Annotated in this window: 24 protein-coding genes; 7 read left to right on the top strand and 17 right to left on the bottom strand. The window is 46.3% G+C overall.

Annotated elements, in window-relative coordinates:
- Positions 1 to 53 precede the first annotated feature (53 nt).
- Complete coding sequence (locus MHI06_RS09605) at positions 54 to 1,025, bottom strand: Gfo/Idh/MocA family oxidoreductase (RefSeq protein ID WP_340401314.1); 972 nt, start codon at positions 1,023 to 1,025, stop codon at positions 54 to 56.
- Between the two features lie 408 nt (positions 1,026 to 1,433).
- Here MHI06_RS09605 and MHI06_RS09600 point away from each other — a divergent pair, with 408 nt between their 5' ends.
- The 4 genes from MHI06_RS09600 to MHI06_RS09585 all read left to right on the top strand — a co-directional run bounded on the left by MHI06_RS09600 (position 1,434) and on the right by MHI06_RS09585 (position 5,031).
- Positions 1,434 to 3,065: a thiamine pyrophosphate-binding protein gene (locus MHI06_RS09600; protein ID WP_340401313.1), complete on the top strand. Its 1,632-nt coding sequence runs from the start codon at positions 1,434 to 1,436 to the stop codon at positions 3,063 to 3,065.
- 12 nt (positions 3,066 to 3,077) lie between these two features.
- Positions 3,078 to 3,446, top strand: a complete 369-nt coding sequence (locus tag MHI06_RS09595) for a carboxymuconolactone decarboxylase family protein (RefSeq protein WP_340401312.1) — start codon at positions 3,078 to 3,080, stop codon at positions 3,444 to 3,446.
- Between the two features lie 187 nt (positions 3,447 to 3,633).
- Positions 3,634 to 3,984: a hypothetical protein gene (locus MHI06_RS09590; RefSeq protein ID WP_169478713.1), complete on the top strand. Its 351-nt coding sequence runs from the start codon at positions 3,634 to 3,636 to the stop codon at positions 3,982 to 3,984.
- A gap of 54 nt (positions 3,985 to 4,038) precedes the next feature.
- The gene (locus MHI06_RS09585) at positions 4,039 to 5,031 is read left to right on the top strand and encodes a 3-oxoacyl-[acyl-carrier-protein] synthase III C-terminal domain-containing protein (protein ID WP_340401311.1); all 993 of its coding nucleotides are present in this window, start codon (positions 4,039 to 4,041) and stop codon (positions 5,029 to 5,031) included.
- A 173-nt stretch (positions 5,032 to 5,204) separates the two neighbouring features.
- Here MHI06_RS09585 and MHI06_RS09580 read toward each other — a convergent pair whose 3' ends face one another.
- From MHI06_RS09580 to MHI06_RS09550, 7 genes are all read right to left on the bottom strand, one after another.
- A complete protein-coding gene (locus MHI06_RS09580) occupies positions 5,205 to 5,774 on the bottom strand; it encodes a manganese catalase family protein (protein ID WP_017689524.1) in 570 nt (189 codons plus the stop codon).
- A 98-nt stretch (positions 5,775 to 5,872) separates the two neighbouring features.
- Positions 5,873 to 6,148, bottom strand: coding sequence for a spore coat protein CotJB (locus MHI06_RS09575; RefSeq protein ID WP_036609910.1), 276 nt, complete (start codon positions 6,146 to 6,148; stop codon positions 5,873 to 5,875).
- Positions 6,138 to 6,377: a spore coat associated protein CotJA gene (locus tag MHI06_RS09570; protein WP_036609912.1), complete on the bottom strand. Its 240-nt coding sequence runs from the start codon at positions 6,375 to 6,377 to the stop codon at positions 6,138 to 6,140. The genes MHI06_RS09575 and MHI06_RS09570 overlap by 11 nt, the downstream gene beginning before the upstream one ends.
- A gap of 279 nt (positions 6,378 to 6,656) precedes the next feature.
- Positions 6,657 to 8,009: a hemolysin family protein gene (locus MHI06_RS09565; protein ID WP_169478716.1), complete on the bottom strand. Its 1,353-nt coding sequence runs from the start codon at positions 8,007 to 8,009 to the stop codon at positions 6,657 to 6,659.
- Between the two features lie 46 nt (positions 8,010 to 8,055).
- Positions 8,056 to 9,192, bottom strand: coding sequence for a radical SAM/CxCxxxxC motif protein YfkAB (gene yfkAB / locus MHI06_RS09560; RefSeq protein ID WP_155985059.1), 1,137 nt, complete (start codon positions 9,190 to 9,192; stop codon positions 8,056 to 8,058).
- Between the two features lie 221 nt (positions 9,193 to 9,413).
- On the bottom strand, positions 9,414 to 10,535 hold the full coding sequence (locus tag MHI06_RS09555) for an HD-GYP domain-containing protein (RefSeq protein WP_169478717.1): 1,122 nt from the start codon (positions 10,533 to 10,535) through the stop codon (positions 9,414 to 9,416).
- 67 nt (positions 10,536 to 10,602) lie between these two features.
- Positions 10,603 to 12,036, bottom strand: coding sequence for a 5'-nucleotidase C-terminal domain-containing protein (locus MHI06_RS09550; RefSeq protein WP_340401310.1), 1,434 nt, complete (start codon positions 12,034 to 12,036; stop codon positions 10,603 to 10,605).
- Between the two features lie 120 nt (positions 12,037 to 12,156).
- Here MHI06_RS09550 and MHI06_RS09545 point away from each other — a divergent pair, with 120 nt between their 5' ends.
- Together MHI06_RS09545 and MHI06_RS09540 are read left to right on the top strand one after the other, a co-directional pair.
- Positions 12,157 to 12,903 (top strand): molybdenum cofactor biosynthesis protein MoaE, encoded by a 747-nt coding sequence (locus tag MHI06_RS09545; protein ID WP_340401309.1) that lies wholly within the window; start codon positions 12,157 to 12,159, stop codon positions 12,901 to 12,903.
- Positions 12,904 to 13,028: 125 nt separating this feature from the next.
- A complete protein-coding gene (locus MHI06_RS09540; protein ID WP_169478720.1) occupies positions 13,029 to 14,078 on the top strand; it encodes an HD-GYP domain-containing protein in 1,050 nt (349 codons plus the stop codon).
- Between the two features lie 111 nt (positions 14,079 to 14,189).
- On the opposite strand, the gene MHI06_RS09535 is transcribed toward MHI06_RS09540, so the two are convergent.
- From MHI06_RS09535 to MHI06_RS09495, 9 genes are all read right to left on the bottom strand, one after another.
- Positions 14,190 to 14,330, bottom strand: a complete 141-nt coding sequence (locus MHI06_RS09535; RefSeq protein ID WP_017689533.1) for a hypothetical protein — start codon at positions 14,328 to 14,330, stop codon at positions 14,190 to 14,192.
- 149 nt (positions 14,331 to 14,479) lie between these two features.
- Positions 14,480 to 15,199, bottom strand: coding sequence for a M23 family metallopeptidase (locus MHI06_RS09530; RefSeq protein WP_340401308.1), 720 nt, complete (start codon positions 15,197 to 15,199; stop codon positions 14,480 to 14,482).
- A 630-nt stretch (positions 15,200 to 15,829) separates the two neighbouring features.
- Positions 15,830 to 17,227, bottom strand: coding sequence for a Fe-S cluster assembly protein SufB (sufB, locus tag MHI06_RS09525; RefSeq protein WP_036669904.1), 1,398 nt, complete (start codon positions 17,225 to 17,227; stop codon positions 15,830 to 15,832).
- 20 nt (positions 17,228 to 17,247) lie between these two features.
- Positions 17,248 to 17,679: a Fe-S cluster assembly sulfur transfer protein SufU gene (sufU, locus tag MHI06_RS09520; protein WP_169478722.1), complete on the bottom strand. Its 432-nt coding sequence runs from the start codon at positions 17,677 to 17,679 to the stop codon at positions 17,248 to 17,250.
- Complete coding sequence (locus MHI06_RS09515; protein WP_076330320.1) at positions 17,669 to 18,889, bottom strand: cysteine desulfurase; 1,221 nt, start codon at positions 18,887 to 18,889, stop codon at positions 17,669 to 17,671. Before MHI06_RS09515 ends, sufU begins: the two co-directional genes overlap by 11 nt.
- Positions 18,886 to 20,190 carry a Fe-S cluster assembly protein SufD gene (gene sufD, locus MHI06_RS09510; RefSeq protein ID WP_340401307.1) on the bottom strand — a complete coding sequence of 435 codons (1,305 nt, stop codon included), beginning with the start codon at positions 20,188 to 20,190 and terminating at the stop codon, positions 18,886 to 18,888. Before sufD ends, MHI06_RS09515 begins: the two co-directional genes overlap by 4 nt.
- 25 nt (positions 20,191 to 20,215) lie before the next feature.
- Positions 20,216 to 20,998 carry a Fe-S cluster assembly ATPase SufC gene (gene sufC, locus MHI06_RS09505; protein ID WP_017689540.1) on the bottom strand — a complete coding sequence of 261 codons (783 nt, stop codon included), beginning with the start codon at positions 20,996 to 20,998 and terminating at the stop codon, positions 20,216 to 20,218.
- Positions 20,999 to 21,374: 376 nt separating this feature from the next.
- Positions 21,375 to 21,950 (bottom strand): DUF1802 family protein, encoded by a 576-nt coding sequence (locus MHI06_RS09500; protein WP_340401306.1) that lies wholly within the window; start codon positions 21,948 to 21,950, stop codon positions 21,375 to 21,377.
- A 126-nt stretch (positions 21,951 to 22,076) separates the two neighbouring features.
- Complete coding sequence (locus MHI06_RS09495; RefSeq protein WP_062833522.1) at positions 22,077 to 22,538, bottom strand: Dps family protein; 462 nt, start codon at positions 22,536 to 22,538, stop codon at positions 22,077 to 22,079.
- A 297-nt stretch (positions 22,539 to 22,835) separates the two neighbouring features.
- Here MHI06_RS09495 and mtnK point away from each other — a divergent pair, with 297 nt between their 5' ends.
- Complete coding sequence (gene mtnK, locus MHI06_RS09490; protein ID WP_340401305.1) at positions 22,836 to 24,053, top strand: S-methyl-5-thioribose kinase; 1,218 nt, start codon at positions 22,836 to 22,838, stop codon at positions 24,051 to 24,053.
- The last annotated feature ends 21 nt before the right edge of the window (positions 24,054 to 24,074 follow it).

Below are 24,074 nucleotides of genomic sequence, written 5' to 3'. Positions count from 1 at the left end.
TCAGGAAAAGGTGCATCAGGCACCTCTATATGAAAAATTCTGCACTCTTTTTCTTATCTCGATTGTTCCGTGTTACGTAGCGCTTCAAGTATCAATTGTGCCTGATAACCATCGTTAAAATCATATATTTTACCTGGTTTGCCCTGTATACGGGCAATGACATGTTTAAGTACAGGCAGTTCACTGGCGGATTCAAGCACTTCCACCGGAGAAAGGGGCTGCCCCACCAGGCCACTCTTCAATTCATCCCAATTTTCCAGAGCAATTGTGCCTTCCGTGCCGTACACTACCATGGATACACGTTCTTCCCCCGCAAATTGAGAAATACCGTTTAGCTGAATTCGGGTGCCGTCTTCCAGTTCCATGGCTGCCTGCACTTCCAGCTCACAATCCCCATTCTCAGGATATTGAACCTGAGTACTTACGACCCGGACTGCACCAAACACTTTTTGAATCATATGAATCCAGTGAATTCCCACTTCAAGAATAAATCCGCCCTGTTCACGACTCGTAATCCATGCATTCTGTTGCCATGTTCGAGGCCACTGCGGGAATTGTAGAATGAGATCTATTTTGCGAACCGTACCCACGGTGCCCTGCTCAATCATCTCTTGCAGTTTCAGCACGGAAGGTTCATGTGGCATAGAAAAATGAATGGCGTGAACGACACCCGCTTGTTGCGCTGCATCCAGCATCTCTTTCGCTTCTTCCACACTATTGGCAAGCGGTTTCTCACAGAACACATGAATTTTGCGCTCCAGCGCTTCCATGACAACCGGATAATGAAATTTCGGCGGAACTGCAATATACAGCAGATCAATCTGATGTTCATTCATCAATTGCTTGTAATCCGTATACGTTCCAACCCCCGGATGAGAAGCTGCAAAAGCCGCCAGACCTTCCTCATTCGCATCACACACCGCTACAAGCTCAATCTTTGTGTCCATCTTCGTATTCTCGACATGATGAACCATATGTAATCCCATTTTACCCAGCCCAATCAGAGCCATCTTCATCACTGTCATTCCATTCCCCCCAATCCATTCCAGTATAGCAGAAAGCAACGTATTGCCAACGCTATAGACTATTGCGAAAAAAAGATGTCGCTCTTGCTGCGATGTCATCTCGCAGGCTGAAAAACACCATTTTCAGTCATTATTTTACATTATTTGTTTACAATTCTTAACTGGGTAATTTGTTGCAGGAATATATAATCATTTATTTTTGCTTTACCCAGCAACACTTTAAGCGTTACCAACTTAAGAATCAGGAAATTAGACTTATAAAATAGATTGACAAAAAACCACAAAAAAAGATATCTTCCTAATAACAAACATATATTTCCTCTGACAACCTTAGAAAACGACTTGCATTCAAATAATGGAATACGCGTATGGTTCTAATAACCTATTTCATGAAGCGAGGTGTCCCGCATGAGAACAGTTGCGGACTATTTGGCAGAAACTCTGCGTAATCTAGGCGTTACTCATGTCTTTGGTATTATTGGTAAATCCATCTGTCCTGCTGTCCTGAAGATGGTCGATTACGGATTAGAATTCATTCCAGGCCGTCATGAATCCAGCTCAGGTTTTGCCGCATCCGGTTATGCCCTTCAGACGGGCAAGCTCGGCGTTGCCTTTGCCACATCCGGTCCGGGCGGAACCAATCTGCTTACCGCTGCAGCACATGCGAAGGCCAACAACCTGCCCGTTCTATTTATTACAGGTCATCAATCCATACAGGAACTGGGGCTTCCCCAGTGTCAGGATTCGTCTTCCTATCTGGCTGATCTGGCCGAGATGTTCAGGCCTGCCACGCTATTCAGTAAACTGGTAGAACGTGGAGATCACTTCGGCACCCTCCTGAATCATGCCCTATCCATTGCACTCGGCCCCAATAAAGGCCCTGTTCACCTTTGTCTACCTTTTGACGTACAGACTGAGTTGTTATCTCAATGCCGAATTGTCATTCCCGAACCGGAACCTCTTCTTAGCGTATCTAACCTGAATCGCATTCTCCCTCTCATTCAACAGTCCAATCGTCCCTTAATTATTGCTGGTAAAGGTGTTAGTCGCGCCCGCGCCCATGATGAACTGCTTCATTTGGCTGAATCGTTCAACATTCCCGTCATTACTACTCCTGGTGGAAAAGGAGCGATTGCGTGGGACCACCCTCTGTACCATGGACCTTGTGGTGTTGGAGGTTTCCCACATGCAGACAACATGCTGAACCAAAGTGACCTTTATATCGTACTTGGTTCACGTCTAAGTGATATGACCATCTGCAATCTGAAGCCTGAGAACCACCCGGCACACCTCATTCAATTTGATGCTGATCCTACGTTTGTCGGTAAGATTCTGAGCGCTCAAACCTTACATATCACGGGTGATTTGAAGGACAACATGCACTATTTGCTGGGCACACTCGTAGACCATTCTTCTCCAAAGAAAACCACGGCCCCCATAGATTATACTGTCCCTTTACCGGATCTGCCCCGCCTGTCTTTGGCTTCTGTGCTGGATGGGATGAGTGAACTGCTTCCGTACGATCATAAGCTGTTTGTCGATGATGGCAGCCATGGATTTCATGCGGTTCAGCGATATAAAGTCAAGAAACCCGGCAGCTTTGTGTTTGACGCGTACTTTGCATGCATGGGTAATGCCATTGGTATGGCGATAGGTGCGAAGGCAGCTTCACCTGAAGAGACTATCGTATGCATCACCGGGGACGGATGTTTCATGATGCTTGGCACGGAGATCAATGCCGCAGTATGCAACAATCTGAATGTCATATTCATTGTCGTCAACAACAAACAACTGGACATGGCACTCAAAGGAATGGAAAAAACAACAGGCAGAATCGATGGCACCCTGTTTGAAGTTCCTATGGACGCATCTAAGTTTGCCGAATCCCTGGGTGCTGTTGCGTTCCGGGCAGAGACCCTTGCTGAATTCTCATCTGCGCTGAACACAGCACAGACGTTGAATCAGGTGACTGTCATTGAGCTACTGACCGATCGCGACGAGATTCCACCTACAGCTCACCGCACCGTAACTTTGAATTAGGAGGAGCATATCATGAGTGAACATGTGGCTCAGGGCCTGGACCGTTTTGCTAAACTTTCTGGTGAGTACGGCGCTAAAGCCCTCGCACCCATCAAAGAGCATTTTCCCGAATTATCCGAATTTATCATGGGGACGGCATATGGGGATATTTTTCAGCGCAGCACGATTACGGATCAATGGAAGGAAGTTGCCATTATCTCTTCGTTGATTACCCAAGGACAGTATGAACAATTGGGGGTGCATTACACGATGGCTCTGAGCGTGGGAGTGACCGTGGATCAGATCAAGGGAATATTGCTACATCTCGCGCCCTGTGTGGGTGCTCCGCGTATTATAAGTGCATTCAATATATTGCTTGCCACTTTGGATGAAATACAGTAATTCACTTTTCTACATTTTTATACATGATTCGACTTTTTTATTGATCTTTTTACATTCCTACCTTTATAATATGGTTAAATTATCCTTCGAACCAGCTCGCATCTTAGAAGCTTTCAGCAGAGGTCCTATAGGGCTGTGTATCCATTAGCAGGATAGCCTTAACTCATTTAAAGGAGAGAGATCAAGCATGGGAAATTTCATTCTTAAGACTGACGTTCCGAACAAGGTGTTAAACATTGAACTGGAGGGTTCTTTCTCTCAAGAAGACGGTTTGCGTTCCATCTCGGCCTATCAGGACACGATCGCTCCAATTAACACTAAGGAATATCACCTGAATATTGATTGCAAAAAGTTGAATGTCACTGCTCCTGAGATTGTGCCTCTTCTGGAAGGATGCCTTCAAATGTTCAAAAAAGACGAATATAAAAAAGTCGTGTTGACCCTCGAGAACAACGCGATTCTAAAAATGCAATTGTCCAGGCTTGGTCGGTCTGTAGGCCTGAACAATCTCGAAATCATATCTACCGTTACCACTTAATAAACCAGGCGGACAAGCTGTGAATTCACCCTTCCGCTCAAGAGGAGAATGAAGATGGCCGGAATTCGTATTGTAGATATCGATATCTATCATCCAGCAACCAAGGTGCACAATGATTTTTATATTGAACATTTTGACGCAAGAGGTGTAGATATTCGTGGATTGTTAAAGGCACTTGGTCGTGATACACGTTATAAAATTGACAACGATGACGAAAACTCACTAAGCATGGCCTTTGAGGCAGCCAGTAACCTACTGGAAAAAACCGGACTCACCGGTGCAGATATTGATCTGATTGCTTATGCAAGCCAAACGCCAGAATACATCTTTCCTACGAATTCCTTGATGATTCATCGCCTGATTAATGGCGCTTCTCACACGATCTGCATTGACAGCAACGCTAACTGTGCAGGCATGACCGCAGCTTTCGAACAGGTTAGCCGGCAGATGCTGGGTAATCCTCGAATTCGCCGTGCATTAATCATCGGCTCGGATTACGTGGCTCCTCACGCCAGTCCGGATGATCCCGTATACTTTGCCAACTTCGGTGATGCAGCAGCGGCGGTTATTGTAGAGCGGGATGAACATGCTATCGGTTTCATTGATTCAATCTATCAGACCGATACTTGTGTGTATGGTAATTCACTCTTTCCTGCTGAAGGCCTTGCGAAACTGGGCCAAACGGGTGTAGATGCAGGGGCCTTTCATGTGAAATTCATCCCATTTGATGATTCGATCTGTGTGGATGCCGCTTCGGAGTCCATTCGTACCCTCCTGACACGCAACGAGATTGGACCAGATGAGATCAAAGCCGCCTGCTTCTCTCAACTATCCATTGGTAACATTCGGGCTGTCTCCACGAACGTTGGCATCGGTGATGATATTGCCGTCTACATCGGAGACGAATTCGGATATACCTCCACCAGCAGTCCGTTCATCGCATTGCATCGGGCGATTACATTCGGTCAGATTCAGCGAGGTGACAAAGTGTTGTTCTGGACCGTTGGAGCCGGGTGGCAAAATGTTGCCATGGTGGTTGAATACTAGGCCTTTATTCGCCAAAATAAAAACAGGACGATCCCTTTTATTTTAATTAAAATGGATCGTCTTTTTTATTTGAATGCAATCCACATTTCAGCACGCACACTCCTTCTGGCTCTCTATTCCTTCAAAGCAAAAAGCAGCCCTCATCGGACTGCCAGGTTCCTATTTCCACCTGTTCAGAAAATCTTCTTCGTCTCCCGATCGTCTTTCAGAATCTCCACAGCCTCCCGGAAACGTAAGGAATGCACAATCTCCCGTTCCCGCAGAAACTTCAGACTATCCTGTAGATCCACGTCATCGGTTAGATCGATCAACCATTGATATGTAGCCCTGGCCTTCTCTTCTGCTGCAATGTCCTCGTATAAATCCGCGATCGGGTCACCCTTTGAAGCGATATAAGCTGCCGTAAATGGTACACCGGAGGAATTCGTATAAAACAAGGCAGAGTCACGTTGCGCATAGTTAGGCCCAAGACCGGCTTCTTGCAACTGTTCTACCGAAGCATCTTTTGTTAACTTGTAGATCATGGTGGCAATCATTTCCAAGTGGGCGAATTCTTCCGTGCCTATGTCGGTCAATAACCCGATAATTTTGTCCGGAATTGTATAGCGCTGGTTCAAATACCGCAGTGCCGCCGCGAGTTCCCCATCCGCTCCTCCATATTGCTCCGCTAGCAATTTCGCCATATGAGGATCACATTTACTAACCCTTACGGGGTACTGCAATTTTTTCTCATATACCCACATGCCAGATGCCTCCCTCTACGTTATCAAAATACATCCCTTCTTCGGCCCCCGAGCTTCCCGAACTTATAGTCTTACAAGGAAGCCGGGGGCTGATAACATCATACTTGCCATGGCCAAGGTGTCTGTGACCATTCCCACGGATACTTGGAGAACGCATGCCCAAAGTTCATCAACGGTCCGTACAACTGCTGAAATTCATGGGCTACCCGCATTCGCTCTTGGCTGAACTTGTTGTACTGCTCAATGCTTTGGAAGTCTCCTGGATGGGTGTCCAGGTACAGATTCAGTTCCACTAACACGAAATCCAGCGCCTGAAGTTCTTCAAGCAACTCGTAGTATTTAGCGTCACAGGGTTTCGGCACTTCAGGTTCCATCCACTTCCACCTTCCTTCCCTTCGATCTCGCTGGTGTATAAGGGCTGTATAATGCAGGCCATAATGTTCCCAATCTTAACGCTTCTGCCGGACTGTACTGTGGCCAGCCCATCGGCTGAAATGGAATAAATAATTGCGGAGGTACCAGATACGTCCGAATCGCTACTGGTGGACAAGGATCAAACGGCCCCACAAAAGGGGCGTAAGCACGAAGCTGCGGATCTTTCACAGAACAACGCCTCCTTATTACATCGTTGGTGCAACTGCATACCACTAAGGTCCTTCCCGTTTCCCGTCTCTATAACCATATGACGCTGTATCCAAAGTTAATCCGAAATTCGCTTGAACGAAGCGCAGAAATTCTCCACTTTCTCTCTTCAATAAAAAAAGACCCTCGGTTCGTTACCCGTTCAGGTAACGAACCGGGGGTCTCTATCATGGCAGATTTCTGTAATCTGCATCATGGCTTACTCTTGCTCCATCTCATCTTGCTCCTGCAACGAGAGAACTATTCTGCCGGTTTTTCTTCCGAATTCATATCTTCAGAGACAGACTGCTTGTACACTCGGACCCGGGTTATTCGCAAACGAGTGGATTCTTCCACTTCAAAGACGTATCCGTTCATTTCCTGCGTTTTGCCCTTGGCCGGACTGCCACCAAGCTCTTTAAACAACCATCCGCCAATGGTATCCACCTCGTCATCCTCAATGACGGCTCCGGTCCACTTATGAACCTCTTCAATAAGAGATCGACCATCAACGGAAAATGAATCACCACTGCGTTCCATATGCGGACGCTCATCCTCAAACTCGTCATACAGGTCTCCAACGATCTCTTCCAGAATCTCTTCGGCTGTCAGTAGTCCCGCTGTACCCCCATATTCATCAACCACCAGCGTCATCTGGGAATGTTTCTTCTGCATCAGACGCAGTACATGGCTGATTTCCATGGATTCAGGAACGTTTAAGATTGGACGGACAAGTGAAGCCAGATCCTGTTGTTGCTCCGGGTCAGCCAGCAGCAGATCAGTGATGTGGATAAATCCGATAATCTCATCCTTGTCTTCTACTGCCACAGGATACCGGGAATGTTTGGTTGCATTAATAATCTTCAGGTTCTCTTCCAAAGACATATGGGTATACAGACAATCCATGTCTGTACGTGGCAGCATCACTTCACGTGCCAGCATATCGGAGAAATCAAAGATGTTGTCCATCAGTTTGATCTCATCCTTATCGATGACACCACTTTTGGCACTCTGTTTCATCAGAATACGAAGTTCATCTTCCGAGTGTGCTTCTCCTTCACTGGCAGGCTCGATACCCGCCAGACGTAACAATGCATTAGCCGATACATTCAGAACCCAGATGAACGGGAAGAAGATTTTATAGAACAACAGCAAGGGTGCAGATAGGAACAGTGCCACTCCGTCTGTTTTTTGAATTGCCAACGATTTAGGCGCAAGCTCACCCAGCACAATATGCAGAAACGTAATGATACAGAAACCGATAATGACGGACACCGTCGATATAAGCCCTGTATCTCCTACGCCGAGCTTATACATGAGTGGCTCAACGAGCAATTCGGAGATGGCCGGTTCTCCCAGCCACCCAAGTCCAAGCGATGTCAGTGTAATCCCGAACTGAGTTGCCGATAGATAGGAATCCAGTTTACTATTCACCTTCAAAGCGTAACCGGCCATACGGTTTCCTTCACTCTGCAATTGAGTTAAGCGTGTCTGCCTTACTTTCACAAGGGAAAATTCCGCTGCAACAAATACGCCATTCAAAAACACGAGCAAAAAGACACAGACCAGATTAAATACCAGCTGCCCAAGATGAAATTCGGTATGAATATCCAAGTTGAAACTCCCCTTTTCTATCTATTTCAGGAATACACCTGGAATATCAACGTGTGATTGCCTTTCTCGATTTGAAATCCACACCTTTGTAATACATATCTGCCACCAGCAGGTTTGGCCCGCAACAGGATGCGATGTCACAATGGCAGTTGACCGTTTGATTCAACGGATGTTCAGCTGACCATTCATGGAACACATCATCCAGTTTACGATCACGAATGTTGCCAAATGCCGGGATGTCTGCAAAATCCGTCACATACACATTGCCCGTAAACATGTTGACGTTAACGCGGTTGCGTCCGTCCGGATCATTACGTACCGTCACATTAGGCTCGCTGTATAATCGGTTGATCAGTTCCCGATCTTGCTCTGCTGCACTGCATGCGAAGAATGGCAGGGTACCGAAGAGCATCCACATATCCTTGTCGCGTGCATCAAGCAAACGATGAATCGCTGCTCTCATATGGTCCAGTGATAACACGGGCAGTGAAGAAGCAAAGTTCGAATTATACATTGGATGCACTTCATGACGGACACAGCCCATCTCACGAATTAATTGATGAATACCATCTAGCTTGTCGTGTGTACGGAAGTTAATCATGGACTCCGCAGAAATGAACATACCTGCTTCACTTAATTTGCGGGAATTTTCAATCATTTTCTCATACATCTTCACCGCTACTTCACGTTTCACAGGTCTGCCACTATTTGCAAATCCGACTTGATGGAAATCATCAGCATTGAGGTAGTTGAATGAGATATGCATAACGTCCAGATACGGCAAAAGTTGCTCATATCGGCTGATATCCAGCGTTAAGTTAGAATTGATCTGGGAACGGATTCCACGTTCCTTGGCATATTTGAGCAGTGGGATAATCATCTCATCCACTGTTTTCTGGCTAAAGCTTGGCTCGCCACCTGTCAGACTAATCGTCTGCAGATGCTCCACTTCATCCAATCGTTTCAGCATCAGCGGTAACGGAAGAGCTGGCGCTTCACGCATCGTAAGCATATCTCCGACGGCACAGTGCTCACACCGCATGTTGCATAGATGTGTCACGGTCATTTCTACACTGGTCAACACATGGCGTCCATATGTACGCAGAGAGCCGATCGGATCCCACGGATCATTCGTCGGCGATAAAGGCATCGGTTGTACCGATCCTGAGTTTAGCATGGTCATTGTTCTTCACCTTATTCCTTTTATTAACCTAAAAAGTTTTATTTACATCATACCTTGTGTTTCTCTTTTTGGAGTTATCTTTTATCATAGCACAATTTTGAATGCTCCGGCATACGTAGACCCTGTCCATTACATGACAAAAAACACTCAGGTAACTCTGGGCCGAATTACGAAACGGCCCCGATATTACGACATGAGCGCTAATCATCTTCCAAACTTGTTCAGCTTTCTAACCGTTCACTTTGGGCAGATGAAGGTGTATCCTCCACACCCTCTACACCTGTGATCATCACAGACAGTGCTGTCGACAGGTTAATTTCGTAAGGCGAAGATAAGGTCTGGCCATCCGCATCCTTGAGCACCCGGATCAGCGGACGTTGAGGAACGCGTGGATGAATCGCTGCGACCACCCCAACCTCTCCCGTACTGAGCGTGACCGATAGACCCACGGGGTAGATCGCTACACAATCCCTGAATCTCTCCAGCATTCGTTGTTCATAAAGCGTTCCTGAGCCAGTATACAGCACCTCTACGGCCTGATGTGGCAGCAAGGCTTGCTTGTACACCCGATTCGTTGTCATGGCATCATACGAATCAGCAAGTGCAATCCACTTGGCATATTCATGAATCTCTTTGTCCTTCAGGCCAAAGGGGTACCCACTGCCATCAATTCGCTCATGGTGCTGCAATGCACAATGTGCAGATAGAAGCGGTATACCTGGTTCGTCTTTGAGAATACGATGTCCATATGTAGTGTGCTGCTGAATGATTTTAAACTCCTCGTCACTCAACTTGGAGGGCTTATGCAGGATTTCTGGTGCAATCTGTGTCTTGCCAATATCATGCAACAAGGAGCCCAGACCAATCTCCATTAATTGCTGGCGTGTGTAACCTGAAGCGACACCAAGAACCAGCGTGTACACACATACATTCAGAGAATGATTATACAGGTCAAAATCACTGGAGTTCATGTCCATCAGCATAATCATGGCTTCCTTCTGACTGCCGATGTCTTCCAGAATGGTATTCATCACCCCACTAAGCGCTTTGCCGAAATGAGGAATCCGATTCTTTGTTTTCATTCCGGACATGCTCTGAAATTGCTGCTTGATCTCTACCAGTGCCTTCCTTCGGGTCTCTTCCTGCAACATATCTGGAACAATGATATCCTCGGTCGCAGCATCTTTAATATACACATAACCGACCCCAAGATCCTTGAGACGCCCAATCAGTCGGGTCGTCAGCTCTACATCCTCACTAAGTAATACCAGGCCTTCTTCACTATATATACGTTTCCCCAGCTTCATGCCAGGCTGCAATAAGTTTATATGTACTAAACGCACAGCCTATCCTCTCCCGCTCCGTAGATGTAATTACCACTAGCCGCCGCTACAGCAGAAGGCAAGTACTTTATTTAGTTTCATGCCAGCGGGCTCGCAGGCTGTCATCCAGCGCCCCTGGTCGTTTTAATTCCAGTTCCAGCAAATCACGTATGAATTCCGGAAGATGATAGAGCGTACCGGTTCCATGAGCCAGAGAAGGATACCCCACATTGAACGTAAACATGTCCAGTGTTCCAACGACATACTCACATTGATCGTCCATAGGCTCCCCATTGATGTAAATGGTCTCAATTTTCTCATAGGCTGGCGCATGCGGATTGTACTGAACTTCCATTCCATCCATACACAGCGTGCCGAGAAGTTGACCGCGAAAACCAAATCCGACAATAGGTTTACCAGAAAACTCATCCAACAATGACTGCTCAAGTGCTTCACGAATATGACTTCCACTCAAGCATATTGTACAAGCATTTATAGGAGATGGACATAGGGAATGCAACATTCCTTTTGTAATATTTCCCTGTGGCAGATCTCCGAGAAGCTGCCCCGCATTCACCAGAGACAACTGTGCTCCTGTAAAATGACGTACGGCTTGCGCAAGTAATGTGGCAAATGCAGACTCCCGATCATACTGGATGGGAAGCATCCGGTCCGTGATCACGGCCGTCTGATCCAGCGCTCTCTCGGCTTCCGTGCGATTCGTGGCGATTGCCAGCGCGACCTGATCATCCAGTAATATACTCTCGGCAGCAACACATCCGCTGCTTACCAGTTGAAGAGGTTTTGCCACACTTGTTCGTTCCAGAACCACTTTCCCAAGCCATTGACCGAATTTGCCGGCTGCGCCCAGCACGGTCTGACCAATGACTAATGGTTCTTCAAGAACATGATGGGTATGCCCGCCGAGAATAACATCAATTCCAGTAATCTGCTCCGCCAGTCTCCGATCTGTGGAGAGTCCCAGATGTGAGAGAATAATCACCACATCCACTTCATGACGTAATACTTCAACCTGAGCTTTTAACGTCTCCACCGGGTCCAGAACATCCCATCCCAGAAGTTCATAGAACGTAGTGAAGGGTGCAGTGGCCCCCAGCAAACCAATGCGAAATGGACCTTTCTCCACGATAAGAGAAGGTTTCATCCATACTGGCGGAAGGCCGGTGGCTTGTTCCACGACATTGCCGCATACTACAGGACACAGAAGTCCAGCGTATGACTGCGCGAGCTGATCAGGCGTAAAGGTCAGTCCTTCGTTATTTCCGATGGTTATGGCATCGTAGCCAGTCAGATTGATCACATCGACGTTAGCCGTGCCCAGCGTCCCTTCTGTCTCAACAGCCATCCGGTCCATATGGTCGCCAATATCCAGTACAAGCACGTTCCCACCTTGTTCACGTTCCTGATTGATCATAGCGGCGATGGTGCTCATGGAGCCGAAGTGACTATGGATGTCATTGGTGTGCAGAATCGTCAATGTTTGCTTCTCTCTGGTGCTCATCACACCGCCTCCCCCGCTCTTCGATAAACGTTCATTCTTCTAATGGATAAGCATAACATTTTCCGCGTCGTTATGATATATTTAAAGGGTTTAGAGATCAAAAAGAGGTGAGTCATATCTATGAAATTGACAATTCAACTATTTGCAGGCATCGCAGAACGTTTAAATACATCCCTTCTGGAGTTTGAGTACATTGGAGACGCTCCGACTGCTGCTGATGTAAAAGAAAAACTGAGTCTCGCCTATCCGGAGGCAGCTTCTCAGATACGGACATCCTTTTTGGCAGTTAACCAGCAGTACGCTCCTGCCAATACGATACTCAAGTCAGAAGACGAACTTGCGTTAATTCCTCCTGTCTCCGGAGGCGATGGTACAGATAAGTCCAATGAACAGCATCGTTCTACTTCTCTTGAGCATCGGACTGAAGATGGGTTATTTCTCATTACCGAGTCGGCCTTGTCTGTGGAAGCTACAACGGCGCTAGTCATTACTGCAAATCACGGAGCAGCTCTTACTTTTGTAGGTACGACTCGCGAAATGACCGGTGAACAGCGCACCATTCATCTGGAGTACGAGGCCTATGTGCCAATGGCTCTTTCTCAGATGGCAGCCATTGGTACGGAAATCTCGGAGCGCTGGCCTGGTGTATTGTGCGCGATCAGTCACCGCATCGGCAAAGTGGATGTGGCAGAGATTAGTGTCGTCATTGCCGTCTCCTCGCCTCATCGCAACGACTGTTATGATGCAAGCCGCTACGCCATTGAAAGACTTAAACAGACGGTCCCCATTTGGAAAAAGGAAATATGGGAAGATGGATCTGAATGGAAGGGACATCAACTAGGACCCTGGAACCCCATGGCTAACTAAACAATGAGTCCTTACACCTTCTTCGACAGAGTTACTTAATAGTAAATAAGTCGTTGTCAACCCATTTTTTTCTTGTTATTATAATGATATGTGTCGATATTAGTCGAGGAAAAGGTGGTTTATACGTGAGAGTGCATGTTACTGATCTTAAACCTGGTGACCTGTTAAAAAATGATGTATACAACAGTTCGGGTCTCCACATGCTGATGAAAGGTTCCACCCTCAGTGAAGATGACCTATCTAAGCTGTTGCAACATGGAATCGATTACGCAGATGTAGAACATACAACTTCCGACCTACACTCTGATGAACAAACCTTACCTTCCGATCAAACCCGTCTGTTAACTAATCTGTTTAACGATACGATCAAAGGTACTGAATCTCTATTTCAACAAGCGATGGAGAAGGGTTTTATTGATGAGACACAGGTCGATGAGATTTTGATTACCCTAACGGGACAGTTGGAAAAACAAAAAGATGTTGTCTCCTTGTTGCTTATGCTGGACGGGGATAGCGATTATACCTACAACCATTCATTGCAAGTCGGAATGCTCGCTTTTTATATCGCCGGCTGGATGGGCTACAACCCCGAGGAATGTCTAACGGTAGCCAAAGCAGGATATCTTCATGATATAGGCAAGTCCAAGATTCCTTCTGAAATGTTACATAAACCGGGTAAATTGACCACGGAAGAATTCGATGAAATGAAGAAACACACGTTCTATGGATACGATATTATTAAAGAATCCACCCAGGATGAAATTCTGGCAACGGTTGCCCTTCAGCATCATGAGCGCGAGGATGGAAGTGGTTATCCGCATGGACTGCGAGGGGATGAGATCCATCCATATTCACGTATAACGGCTGTAGCGGACGTATACAGCGCCATGACGACCAATCGGGTGTATCAGACCAAACAGGAGCTTATCTCTGTTCTGTGCGAATTGTACAGCCTCAGCTTCGGTCAGTTAAATGGTGAAGCAACGCAGGAACTGATCAAGCACATGCTCCCTAATTTTATCGGTAAAAGGGTTCTGCTCACCACGGGTCAGACGGGACTCATTGTCATGAATAATCCTGCGGATTATTTCCGACCACTCGTTCAGACCTCTACGGCCTTTATTGATTTAGCGAAGGAAAGAGATATTGCTATCGTTGAGATTTATGTTCAGTAAGCATACGAAGAACTAAACATTAGCTTCATTAACCAACTTATAGGTTGGCATATGTAAAAAGGGAAGCCATAACGGCTTCCCTTTTGTCTATCTCGATTCGTTCATGCTGGATTACACGCAGAATGCTTTCGTGATGATAACCAACAGAATGAACAGTACCAAGATCGCACCAGTGTTTGTGAACATATTGTATCCACCAACGCCGCCTACTCCGCCTACGTTGCCCCCACAGCCATATCCTACTTCGCTCATGTGATTGCCTCCTCTTCATCAGGTATACCCTAACATATGACGTTTCCGGTGGAATGAACCGGGCGAACAGGCAACATTCGATAAATGGTTGTCTGCCTGCAATCTTCCTGAGGATCAGTCTTGTGCTACTCCCTGTTCTTTGCAGGGGTCTATATGTCAGAATCCGAATGAACCTGGATACCCTTTTCCTTGCGGTACATAATGACGAGTAATCGCCAAAATTCATAACTGCCTGTGTCGTTCATAATATACGGTCGATAATAGTCAAGCGCTTCCTGTGCCCATGCGGGGCAGGCCATATTGGAAAGTTGCTTCTGTTGCTGAATCCATCCTCCCTGAATCTCCAGCGTCTTCTGCATGGCTTCAAACATTCTCTTCTGCTCAGTGGTCATCGGCGGAGCCTCCTGTTCCTGAGATGCAGTTCCGTATTCGGCCTGTAGATATGCTCCCGGTTCCGTCACACCATCTTCACTGGCTGTATAACCGTACGATGGCGCACTTGTTTTACGAATCTCATAATGTACATGCGGGCCGGTGCTCTGACCCGTGCTTCCCTGATTACCGATAAGCTGACCTCGCTTCACGCGTTGTCCAACAGTTACAGCAATACGCGAAAGGTGCGCATAACAATGTAAATAGCCTCGATGATCCTGAAGTGCTACTGTAAGCCCGTAACCGCCGAATCCAGAGCCCGTAACTCCCTCGGAAGCAAAACGTACCCTACCCTCCATAAAGGCATAGACGGGACTATTCCATGGCTCTGTTACAAGATCAATTCCGCGGTGAAACGTCTGTCCACCATGAATGGGATGAATTCGATAGCCGAATGAACTTGTAATCCGATATCCCTCGAAAGGATTCACGCTCATACACTCACATCCTTTTCTATCATTAGATGCTTAAATCTATGAAATGGCTTGTGCTATTGGTCTTATTTTATTACAAAAAAACACCGCTCAGAATAGCATTGGCAAACCTTGAGGTCCCTCCAACGTATATTCCAAGCGGCCCGCTATGCCGTTATGATCACTCTATGAGATGTATATATTATTATTTCATTTTAACCACTAATCACTCCTAATTCAGGTCTGTATTTGACACCGAGCTGATCCAACCCCTGTCCTGCTCTTCCAATAAATCCGGCTATATACCACCCAGCTGGTGCCCCAAGATTGATTTCATCCGAAGTTTTTTTGTCCGCCTTCGATTTTATTTCCAAGATTGGTGGACAACTCGATGTAAAAAGATCCGTTTATCTCCATTTCGTGTCCCCTGACCAATTGTCGCCTGGGTTAAATACTCTCCGTCTGCCAGGTTCAGTGTGGCAATGTTCGATTGGCCGCCATGGTAGATCATTGCTCGTACGAAAATAAAAATACCCCGTAGAGAGACTTTTTAAAGAGTCTGCTCTACAGGGTATTCAATCACATGATACTGTATCTGCCGCTTAACATCAGCAGCAAGGTTCAGTTCACGGCTTCGAAAGGCGTTGCATTGGATTAACCAATAGAACCTTCCATTTCGAATTTGATCAATCTATTCATCTCAACTGCGTATTCCATTGGCAATTCCTTCGTGAATGGCTCAATGAAGCCCATGATGATCATCTGTGTAGCCTCTGCATCCGTCAGACCACGGCTCATCAGGTAGAAGAGCTGATCCTCGGAAACTTTGGATACTGTAGCTTCATGCTCCAGCATGATGTTATCATTCATGATTTCATTGTAAGGAATTGTATCCGATGTGGACTCATTATCGAGAATGAGTGTATCACACTTGATGTTGGATTTCGCGCCCTCAGCTTGACGTCCAAAGGAAGCCAAACCACGGTACGTTACTTTACCACCATGTTTACTGATGGACTTGGATACGATTGTAGATGTTGTATCCGGAGCCAAGTGGATCATTTTCGCACCTGCATCCTGATGCTGGTTTTTACCAGCTACAGCGATGGAGAGTACGGAACCTTTAGCTCCACGGCCTTTCAGTACAACCGCTGGATATTTCATCGTCAGTTTGGAACCGATGTTACCATCGACCCATTCCATCGTTGCATTTTCTTCAGCAACCGCACGTTTTGTAACGAGGTTGTAGATGTTTGGTGCCCAGTTTTGGATCGTAGTGTAACGAACACGGGCATTTTTCTTACAAATGATCTCAACGACCGCACTGTGCAGTGAGTTCGTGCTGTAGATTGGAGCTGTACAGCCCTCTACATAGTGAACGAAGCTGTCTTCGTCCGCAATGATGAGTGTACGCTCGAATTGGCCCATATTCTCGGAGTTAATCCGGAAGTACGCTTGCAGAGGCACTTCACATTTAACGCCTTTAGGCACGTAGATGAAGCTTCCTCCGGACCATACCGCACTATTCAATGCAGCAAATTTGTTATCTGCTGGCGGAATAACCGTTGCAAAATATTCACGCAGGATTTCCGGATGCTCTCTGAGAGCCGTATCCGTATCCATGAAGATTACACCTTGGTCTTCCAATTCCTTTTGCATGTTGTGGTATACAACCTCGGACTCATACTGAGCCGATACACCTGCCAGGAACTTTTGCTCTGCTTCAGGGATACCCAATTTATCAAAGGTTTCCTTGATTTCGGAAGGAACTTCCTCCCATGTTTTACCCTGTTTTTCAGAAGCACGAACGTAGTACTGAATTTCATTGAAATCCAATCCGTCGAGATCTCCGCCCCATTTCGGCATTGGCATCTTTTCGAATTGTTTTAAAGATTTCAAACGGAATTCCAACATCCATTCCGGTTCATTCTTAATCTTGGAAATTTCGGTAACCACTTCTGCAGTCAGACCTTTACCGGTTTGAAAGATGGATTTGTGCTCGTCGCGAAAACCATATTTGTACTCTTCCATTTCTGGTGCTTTTTTAGCCATCTTGCTCTACCTCCCTATCGTTATTGTACTTTGTTCTCTTCGTCAATCCCTTTGCGTAATGCATTCCAGGCCAGAGTGGCACATTTGATGCGTGCAGGGAACTTGTTCACACCGGATAGGGCTTCGAGATCTTCATAATCGTCGAAATCGACTTCTTCACCTTTCATCAGTGAGGAAAAACGGTTAGCGATATCGAGTGCCTGTTCCATCGTTTTGCCTTTGACAGCCTCTGTCATCATCGATGCCGAGGACATGCTGATGGAGCAGCCTTCACCCGTATATTTGGCTTCCTGAACGATTCCGTCTTTCAACAAAATTTGCAGTGAAATCCGGTCGCCGCACGTTGGATTATTCAAATTCACCGTGACAGCTTCATTATCAAAAGTTCCACGGTTACGTGGGTTTTTGTAGTGGTCCATTATAACACGTCTGTACAGATCATCAAGTTGCATCGCCAAAATACTCCTTTGTCTGGATTAAGGCGCTGACAAGCCGATCTACATCTTGTTCGTTATTATATAGATAGAAGCTGGCACGAGCTGTTGAGCTAACTTCAAGCCAGCGCATTAGCGGTTGACAGCAATGGTGTCCAGCACGAATGGCTACGCCACTCGCATCAAGCACAGTTGCCACATCATGCGGATGAACATCACCCAGGTTAAAGGTAACAACACCCACATGCCGCTTGGCTGGGCCATAGATCGTTAACCCATCAATTTCGGACAGTCGTTCCGTTGCATAAGCTGCCAGCACACTTTCATGATGTGCAATCTCATCCATACCAATCTGCTCCAGAAAATCAATGGCAGCTCCCAACCCTACCGCACCTGCGATAATCGGGGTTCCACCTTCGAACTTCCAAGGAAGCTCTTTCCAGTTGGATTCGTACAGACCCACATCATCGATCATTTCACCGCCGAACTCAATAGGTTCCATGGACTCCAGCAGCGCCTTTTTGCCGTAGAGTGCACCGATTCCGGTTGGTCCGCACATTTTGTGACCGGATAATGCATAGAAATCACAGTCCAGATCCTGAACATCCACCTTCATGTGTGGTGTGCTTTGTGCGCCATCAACAACGATGACAGCACCATTGCGATGTGCAATTTCAGCAATTTGTTTCACAGGATGGATTAGCCCCATAACATTGGATACATAAGCAATTGCTACAATTTTAGTATTGTTCGTAATCGTCTTCTCCACGTCAGCCAATTCAATATGACCGTCAGGCTGAAGCGGGATGTATTTCAATGTTGCACCTGTCTCCTTGGCAACCTGCTGCCAAGGAATCAGATTACTATGGTGCTCCATTTGCGTGATAACAATTTCATCGCCTTCTTTGCAATTGGCGCGGGCATACGATGAAGCCACCAGATTCAGGGCTGTCGTTGTCCCGCGGGTGAAGATAATCTCCTGTGTGCGACGGGCATTGATAAACTTGGCTACCTTCTCACGTGCGCCTTCATAGGCGTCGGTTGCACGGCTTCCAAGGGTATGAACACCGCGATGCACGTTGGAGTTCTCATACTCATAATAATGTTTGACTGCTTCAATCACAGCATGAGGCTTCTGTGAAGTTGCAGCACTATCTAAATATACGAGCGGGTGTCCGTTAATTTCCTGGTGGAGGATCGGGAACTGCTCGCGAATCGACGGGTTCATTGTCCCAGCTTCTTCTCAATCAGGGACTGCAATTGGGTGCGCAGTGCTTCCAGAGGAATATCCGCCACCACCGGAGCCAGGAAGCCATAGATAATCAGGCGTTCGGCATCCGTACGGTTAATTCCGCGCGACATCAAGTAATGAATCTGCTCGGCATTGACTTGACCAACAGAAGCCGCGTGACCTGCTGTTACATCATCCTCGTCAATAAGAAGGATTGGGTTGGCGTCTCCACGTGCTTTAGGGCTCAGCATCAATACTTTCTCTGTCTGCTGTCCGTCGGCTTTGGTAGCGCCTTTCTCAATCTTCGTGATCCCGTTAATAATTGCAGAAGCTTCTTCACGCATAACTGCACGTGTAATCATCTGACTTGGCGTATTCTTGCCGAAGTGACGAGCTTCTGTGGTGTAGTTGATTTTCTGCGAACCGGAACCTACAGCGATGACTTTGGAATCAGAACTTGATCCATTGCCTTTAAGCACGGTCATCGTGTTGCTCGCTGTGTCGCCATTGTTCATTTCGCCTACAATCCACTCGATGGAAGCATCATTCTCCAACACTGCACGACGGAAGGAAACGTCAGTCACATTCACACTCAGTTGATGAACCGATGCAAAACGTACTTTAGCACCGGATTTTGCGAATACTTCCACAACACCATTATGGAAAACAGGTGCGGACAATTCGCCAGATACATAGTTATCCACATAAGTTACGGAGCTGTTTGCTTCTACAACAACAAGCACGTGAGGTGCAAACGTTGCAGATGCGTCATCCGTAAGCAACACTGCTTGCAGTGGTACTTCGATTTCGACATTTTTCGGAACATACAGGAAGACCCCGCCATTCCAAAGTGCCGCATGCAATGCAGCGAGGGAATGCTCATCCGCTTTAACTGCTGTGTTCAAATATGGTTTTACCAGATCGCCGTGTTCGCGAACCGCTGTAGCCAGATCCGTGAAGATAACTCCTTTTGCCGCCAGATCAGCAGACACCTTGGAGTATACCGTACCGGAATTGCGCTGGATAACCAGACTGCCTTCAGCTTGATCCTGAACCAGATCTTTGATAGAAGCAGGTACTTCTGTCAAAGAAGAAATAGCTTCACTTGCTTTATATGTGCCGTACTCGCTGACATTCCAGCGTTCGATTTTTTGTTTTTCCAGTTTAGGAAGCGCAAGCCCGCTCGCAAGCTTCAAAGCTTCGAGCCGCTGTTCGGTCAACCAGCCGGGTTCATTGTTGCTTTCCGACAAGGCGCGAAGCGCTTCAGATTCAACCGGAAGAATTGTTTGTGTAGTCATTGATTAATCCTCCTCCGTTTTGTCTTTACGCTTCTTGACCTACAGTTTCGTCTGTAATTCCCAGCTCTGCCTTTACCCAGTCATACCCTTCCGCTTCCAGACGGTGAGCCAATTCAGGTCCGCCGGATTTCACGATACGACCTTGCATCATTACGTGAACATAGTCAGGCGTAATGTAGTTCAACAGACGTTGGTAGTGAGTGATGATCAGGAAGCCACGATCTTCGCTCTTCATAGCGTTAACACCGTCAGCCACGATTTTCAAAGCATCGATGTCCAGACCGGAGTCGATTTCATCAAGTACTACGATTTTCGGATCAAGCAACATCATTTGCAGAATTTCGTTACGTTTTTTCTCACCACCGGAGAAACCTTCATTCAGGTAACGGTGAGCGAACTCAGGGTTCATGTCGAGTTCTTTCATTTTACCTTCCATTTGACGAATGAACTTGATCAGAGAGATCTCGTTACCTTCGCCACGACGTGCGTTAATTGCACTACGCAAGAAGTCGGAGTTCGTAACACCAGCAATTTCACTTGGGTATTGCATAGCCAGGAAGAGACCTGCACGTGCACGCTCATCTACAGCCATATCCAATACATCTTCACCATCAAGTGTAATCGTACCGTCTGTTACTTCGTATTTAGGGTGACCCATCAATGCAGAAGCCAGAGTGGATTTACCTGTTCCGTTCGGTCCCATGATTGCGTGGATTTCTCCACCTTTCATTTCCAAGTTGATGCCTTTCAGGATTTCCTTACCTTCGATCGTCGCTTTCAGACCTTCAATGACGAAATTCGTAGCCATGTGTATTGTTTCCCTCCATTGATTAAATTGATGTTAGTTGTCGAAAACGAAAAAGCGCCTATTATATCTGAACAGGGCTTCCCCTGAATTTCTCCTGAACTCGAATCTTCAAAGCAAGAACACTTTAGAATAATTCTAAACTGATTCTCAATGATAATCAAGTCATTTCCTAAGAACCTTTGTCCCTTGCAGGAAACATTATTCTTTCTGATTCTATATTAAAAGACAAATTGAATCAAATTAGAAAACATCTTACGCATAAATGTACAGTGAGAAAAATCACAGCAATTTAAGGTTTTATGCCATCTGCTATACATAATCCAAAAAAGGACTTATCCATATTATGGACAAGTCCCTCCGTTAATAACGTTACCACTTACAATTTGAGCATCTCGTTAATCTTCTGTACCTGTTGGTCAAAATCCGCAACGTCCACCACCGGCGTCATTTCGCGCGGCACCGGACCATTCGGAATAGAAATCCATGAACGGCAACCATTATATTCAGGCAGTACGGGGATTTCCATCGGTTCTTTCAAAAGGTACACACGTAAAATCAATACATGGAGCGGATCTTTCCGTTTCCATTTCAAACGGTCTTCGGCAAAATCCGCTGTCCACATATGAAAGTCAAGAAGTCGATCCAGCATCTCCTGATCTCGTATCTCCAGATCCTGCGTTACTTCAGCATATGCCGTAATGCGGATTGTCGAAGCTTCGGGCACCCATTCGGCCAATGATTCTTCAACATAGGATTGATCCGAGGACTTAATCAGTTCTTTACGCTGATGTTCATAAGTCGGATACAGGTAAAACGCTGGACTTTTCAACTCAAAATGTCGGGTTTCCTCTACGATCCCACCTTTGCGCATCACAATAATCTGGCGACCCGTTTCCAATGCTTTGATTGCAGAAGCCCATTCTTTTAAAGCCGGTATCGTTGGTTCTAACATAAGCGCTTCCCTCCCCTATCGTTCTTGTCAGCAGTATAGACGCTCAGGGCGTTTCTGACAACATGATCCGGGCTTAGAAAGCTTACGTAAAAGACACACTTGTATTAGGCTTAAATCGTAGATGTATTAACCCAGGAAAGAGCGAAGCATCCACATATGTTTCTCCAGATCTGCCTTGAAGCCTGTCAGCATATCGGATGTTGGTTGATCTTCAGCTGCATCTGCAACTTCGATACCCTCCTGATATTCGTTCGAAAGTGTAGCGAAGTCCTCAATCAGGTTTTGTACCATTGTTTTCGCGTCTTCGCCACCTGCTGCTTCCTGGATAGAGGAAAGCTCCAGATACTCTTTCATTGTAGCCGCAGGGCTACCTTTCAGCGTAAGAATACGCTCAGCGATTTCATCCATTTGCACCGTAACTTCGTTGTAGAACTCTTCGAATTTCACATGCAACGTGAAGAAGTTAGGTCCTTTAACGTACCAGTGATAGTTATGGATTTTGACATACAATACGTTCAGGTTAGCCACCTGACGATTAAGTACTTGTTCCACCGATTTTGCTTGATCTGTTTTGTTTGTTGTAGCCATATTAATCCCATCCTTTATTTAAAATTAGTCTGTCATGCAGCGGTAAGCAGGTTGTCCTGCACTGAATAACAGAGAGTTAATAATGTGTCACCGCTTGGTAGCGGAGAGGCCTGCTCGCGGCGTTTCTCTCAACCGTCCGGCCTATTTGTTTTTACCCTTGAACAAGAAGTTCGAATCAGGATCGCCTTGGCTTGTCTCAAAAAAAAGTTCAAAAACCGCGCTATTTCCGATATACTGACATATACCAAGCAAAGAAGTGGGTTTTCCTGTTTCTTCATATATATGGAGGTGGCACCTTTGTCCCAATATCACCCTTTTACCCCCCAGGATGCAATTGAACTGGCCAAAACATTACCGGGTCCATTTGCGGCAGATGCGAATCTGGATTGTCACGAGATCGGCGACGGCAATCTGAATTTGGTATTCCACATTACGGATCAGAACTCCGATAAAAGTATCATTATCAAACAGGCGCTTCCTTATGCGAAAGTGGTTGGAGAATCATGGCCACTGTCTCTGGTGCGCGCCCGAATCGAACGTGAGATTCTTCAGGAAGAGTATCGTCTGTGTCCAGGGATGGTACCGGAAGTGTACCATTACGATGATGACCTTGCGTTAACGGTTATGGAAGATCTGAGTGATCATGTGATCATGCGCAAAGGCCTGATCGAAGGTGTTACCTATCCTCTTTTTGCACAGCATATTGGGGAGTTCATGGCAAGAACGCTGTTCTTCACATCCGACTTGGGCATGGATCAGCAGTTGAAGAAGGAACAACAGGGCAGATTCATTAATCCGGACCAATGCAAAATAACGGAAGATCTGATCTTTGATGAACCCTACCGGATCGCCGAGAAAAATAATTATGATGTTTCCATTGAAGATGAAGCTGAAGCCCTTCGAACAGATGGAGAACTTCACCTTGAAGTGGCCTTGCTGCGGGAAAAATTCCTTACACATGGGCAGGCACTGCTTCACGGGGATCTGCACACTGGCAGTATTTTTGTTACACCTGAATCGACCAAAGTCATTGATCCCGAATTTGCGTACTACGGCCCCATGGGATTCGATGTCGGTGCAGTCCTTGCGAATCTGCTCTTGAATTATGCATCCCTGCCAGGATGGATTCAGAATGAGACTGATTTGCGTGAGCGTGAAACGCTTTTGCTGAACATGGTTCGTGATGTATGGACTGAGTTCGAATCCCGTTTCCGTGCCCTCTGGGCTAATGAACTGGTCGATCCAATGGCGAAAACGCCAGGGTACCAGGATCTGTATGTGCAACAATTGTTCAGAGATTCGATCGGCTTCGCAGGTGCCAAAATGGTTCGTCGTATCGTGGGCCTCGCGCACGTGGCGGATATAGATACCATTTCGGATGCAACTAAACGTGAACGTTCTCAGCGTAAATCATTGGCCATTGGTAAAGCGTTAATCAAGAACAACCGTCGCTTGAATACCATCGGTGAAGTGCTGGATATTGTATCTACAGCTGTCTCAACTACTAAGGCTTAACATAAGGAACGGAGGAACCAT

Origin of the sequence: Paenibacillus sp. FSL H8-0079 (assembly GCF_037991315.1) — a bacterium.
Classification (GTDB): Bacteria; Bacillota; Bacilli; order Paenibacillales; family Paenibacillaceae; genus Paenibacillus.
Note: the sequence above shows the minus strand (reverse complement) of the source record. Positions and strands in the feature narration are given on the sequence as shown.

Bases quoted from the DNA above. Each gene is read 5' to 3' on its own strand.
- MHI06_RS09585 (WP_340401311.1), top strand. From the start codon at position 4,039: ATGGCCGGAATTCGTATTGTAGATATCGATATCTATCATCCAGCAACC.
- MHI06_RS09535 (WP_017689533.1), bottom strand. From the start codon at position 14,330: ATGAGCGAAGTAGGATATGGCTGTGGGGGCAACGTAGGCGGAGTAGGC.
- sufD (WP_340401307.1), bottom strand. From the start codon at position 20,190: ATGACTACACAAACAATTCTTCCGGTTGAATCTGAAGCGCTTCGCGCC.
- MHI06_RS09595 (WP_340401312.1), top strand. From the start codon at position 3,078: ATGAGTGAACATGTGGCTCAGGGCCTGGACCGTTTTGCTAAACTTTCT.
- sufU (WP_169478722.1), bottom strand. From the start codon at position 17,679: ATGCAACTTGATGATCTGTACAGACGTGTTATAATGGACCACTACAAA.
- sufB (WP_036669904.1), bottom strand. From the start codon at position 17,227: ATGGCTAAAAAAGCACCAGAAATGGAAGAGTACAAATATGGTTTTCGC.
- MHI06_RS09575 (WP_036609910.1), bottom strand. From the start codon at position 6,148: ATGGAACCTGAAGTGCCGAAACCCTGTGACGCTAAATACTACGAGTTG.
- MHI06_RS09600 (WP_340401313.1), top strand. From the start codon at position 1,434: ATGAGAACAGTTGCGGACTATTTGGCAGAAACTCTGCGTAATCTAGGC.
- MHI06_RS09590 (WP_169478713.1), top strand. From the start codon at position 3,634: ATGGGAAATTTCATTCTTAAGACTGACGTTCCGAACAAGGTGTTAAAC.
- MHI06_RS09580 (WP_017689524.1), bottom strand. From the start codon at position 5,774: ATGTGGGTATATGAGAAAAAATTGCAGTACCCCGTAAGGGTTAGTAAA.
- sufC (WP_017689540.1), bottom strand. From the start codon at position 20,998: ATGGCTACGAATTTCGTCATTGAAGGTCTGAAAGCGACGATCGAAGGT.
- MHI06_RS09500 (WP_340401306.1), bottom strand. From the start codon at position 21,950: ATGTTAGAACCAACGATACCGGCTTTAAAAGAATGGGCTTCTGCAATC.
- MHI06_RS09495 (WP_062833522.1), bottom strand. From the start codon at position 22,538: ATGGCTACAACAAACAAAACAGATCAAGCAAAATCGGTGGAACAAGTA.
- MHI06_RS09545 (WP_340401309.1), top strand. From the start codon at position 12,157: ATGAAATTGACAATTCAACTATTTGCAGGCATCGCAGAACGTTTAAAT.
- MHI06_RS09605 (WP_340401314.1), bottom strand. From the start codon at position 1,025: ATGACAGTGATGAAGATGGCTCTGATTGGGCTGGGTAAAATGGGATTA.
- MHI06_RS09550 (WP_340401310.1), bottom strand. From the start codon at position 12,036: ATGAGCACCAGAGAGAAGCAAACATTGACGATTCTGCACACCAATGAC.
- yfkAB (WP_155985059.1), bottom strand. From the start codon at position 9,192: ATGACCATGCTAAACTCAGGATCGGTACAACCGATGCCTTTATCGCCG.
- MHI06_RS09515 (WP_076330320.1), bottom strand. From the start codon at position 18,889: ATGAACCCGTCGATTCGCGAGCAGTTCCCGATCCTCCACCAGGAAATT.
- MHI06_RS09530 (WP_340401308.1), bottom strand. From the start codon at position 15,199: ATGAGCGTGAATCCTTTCGAGGGATATCGGATTACAAGTTCATTCGGC.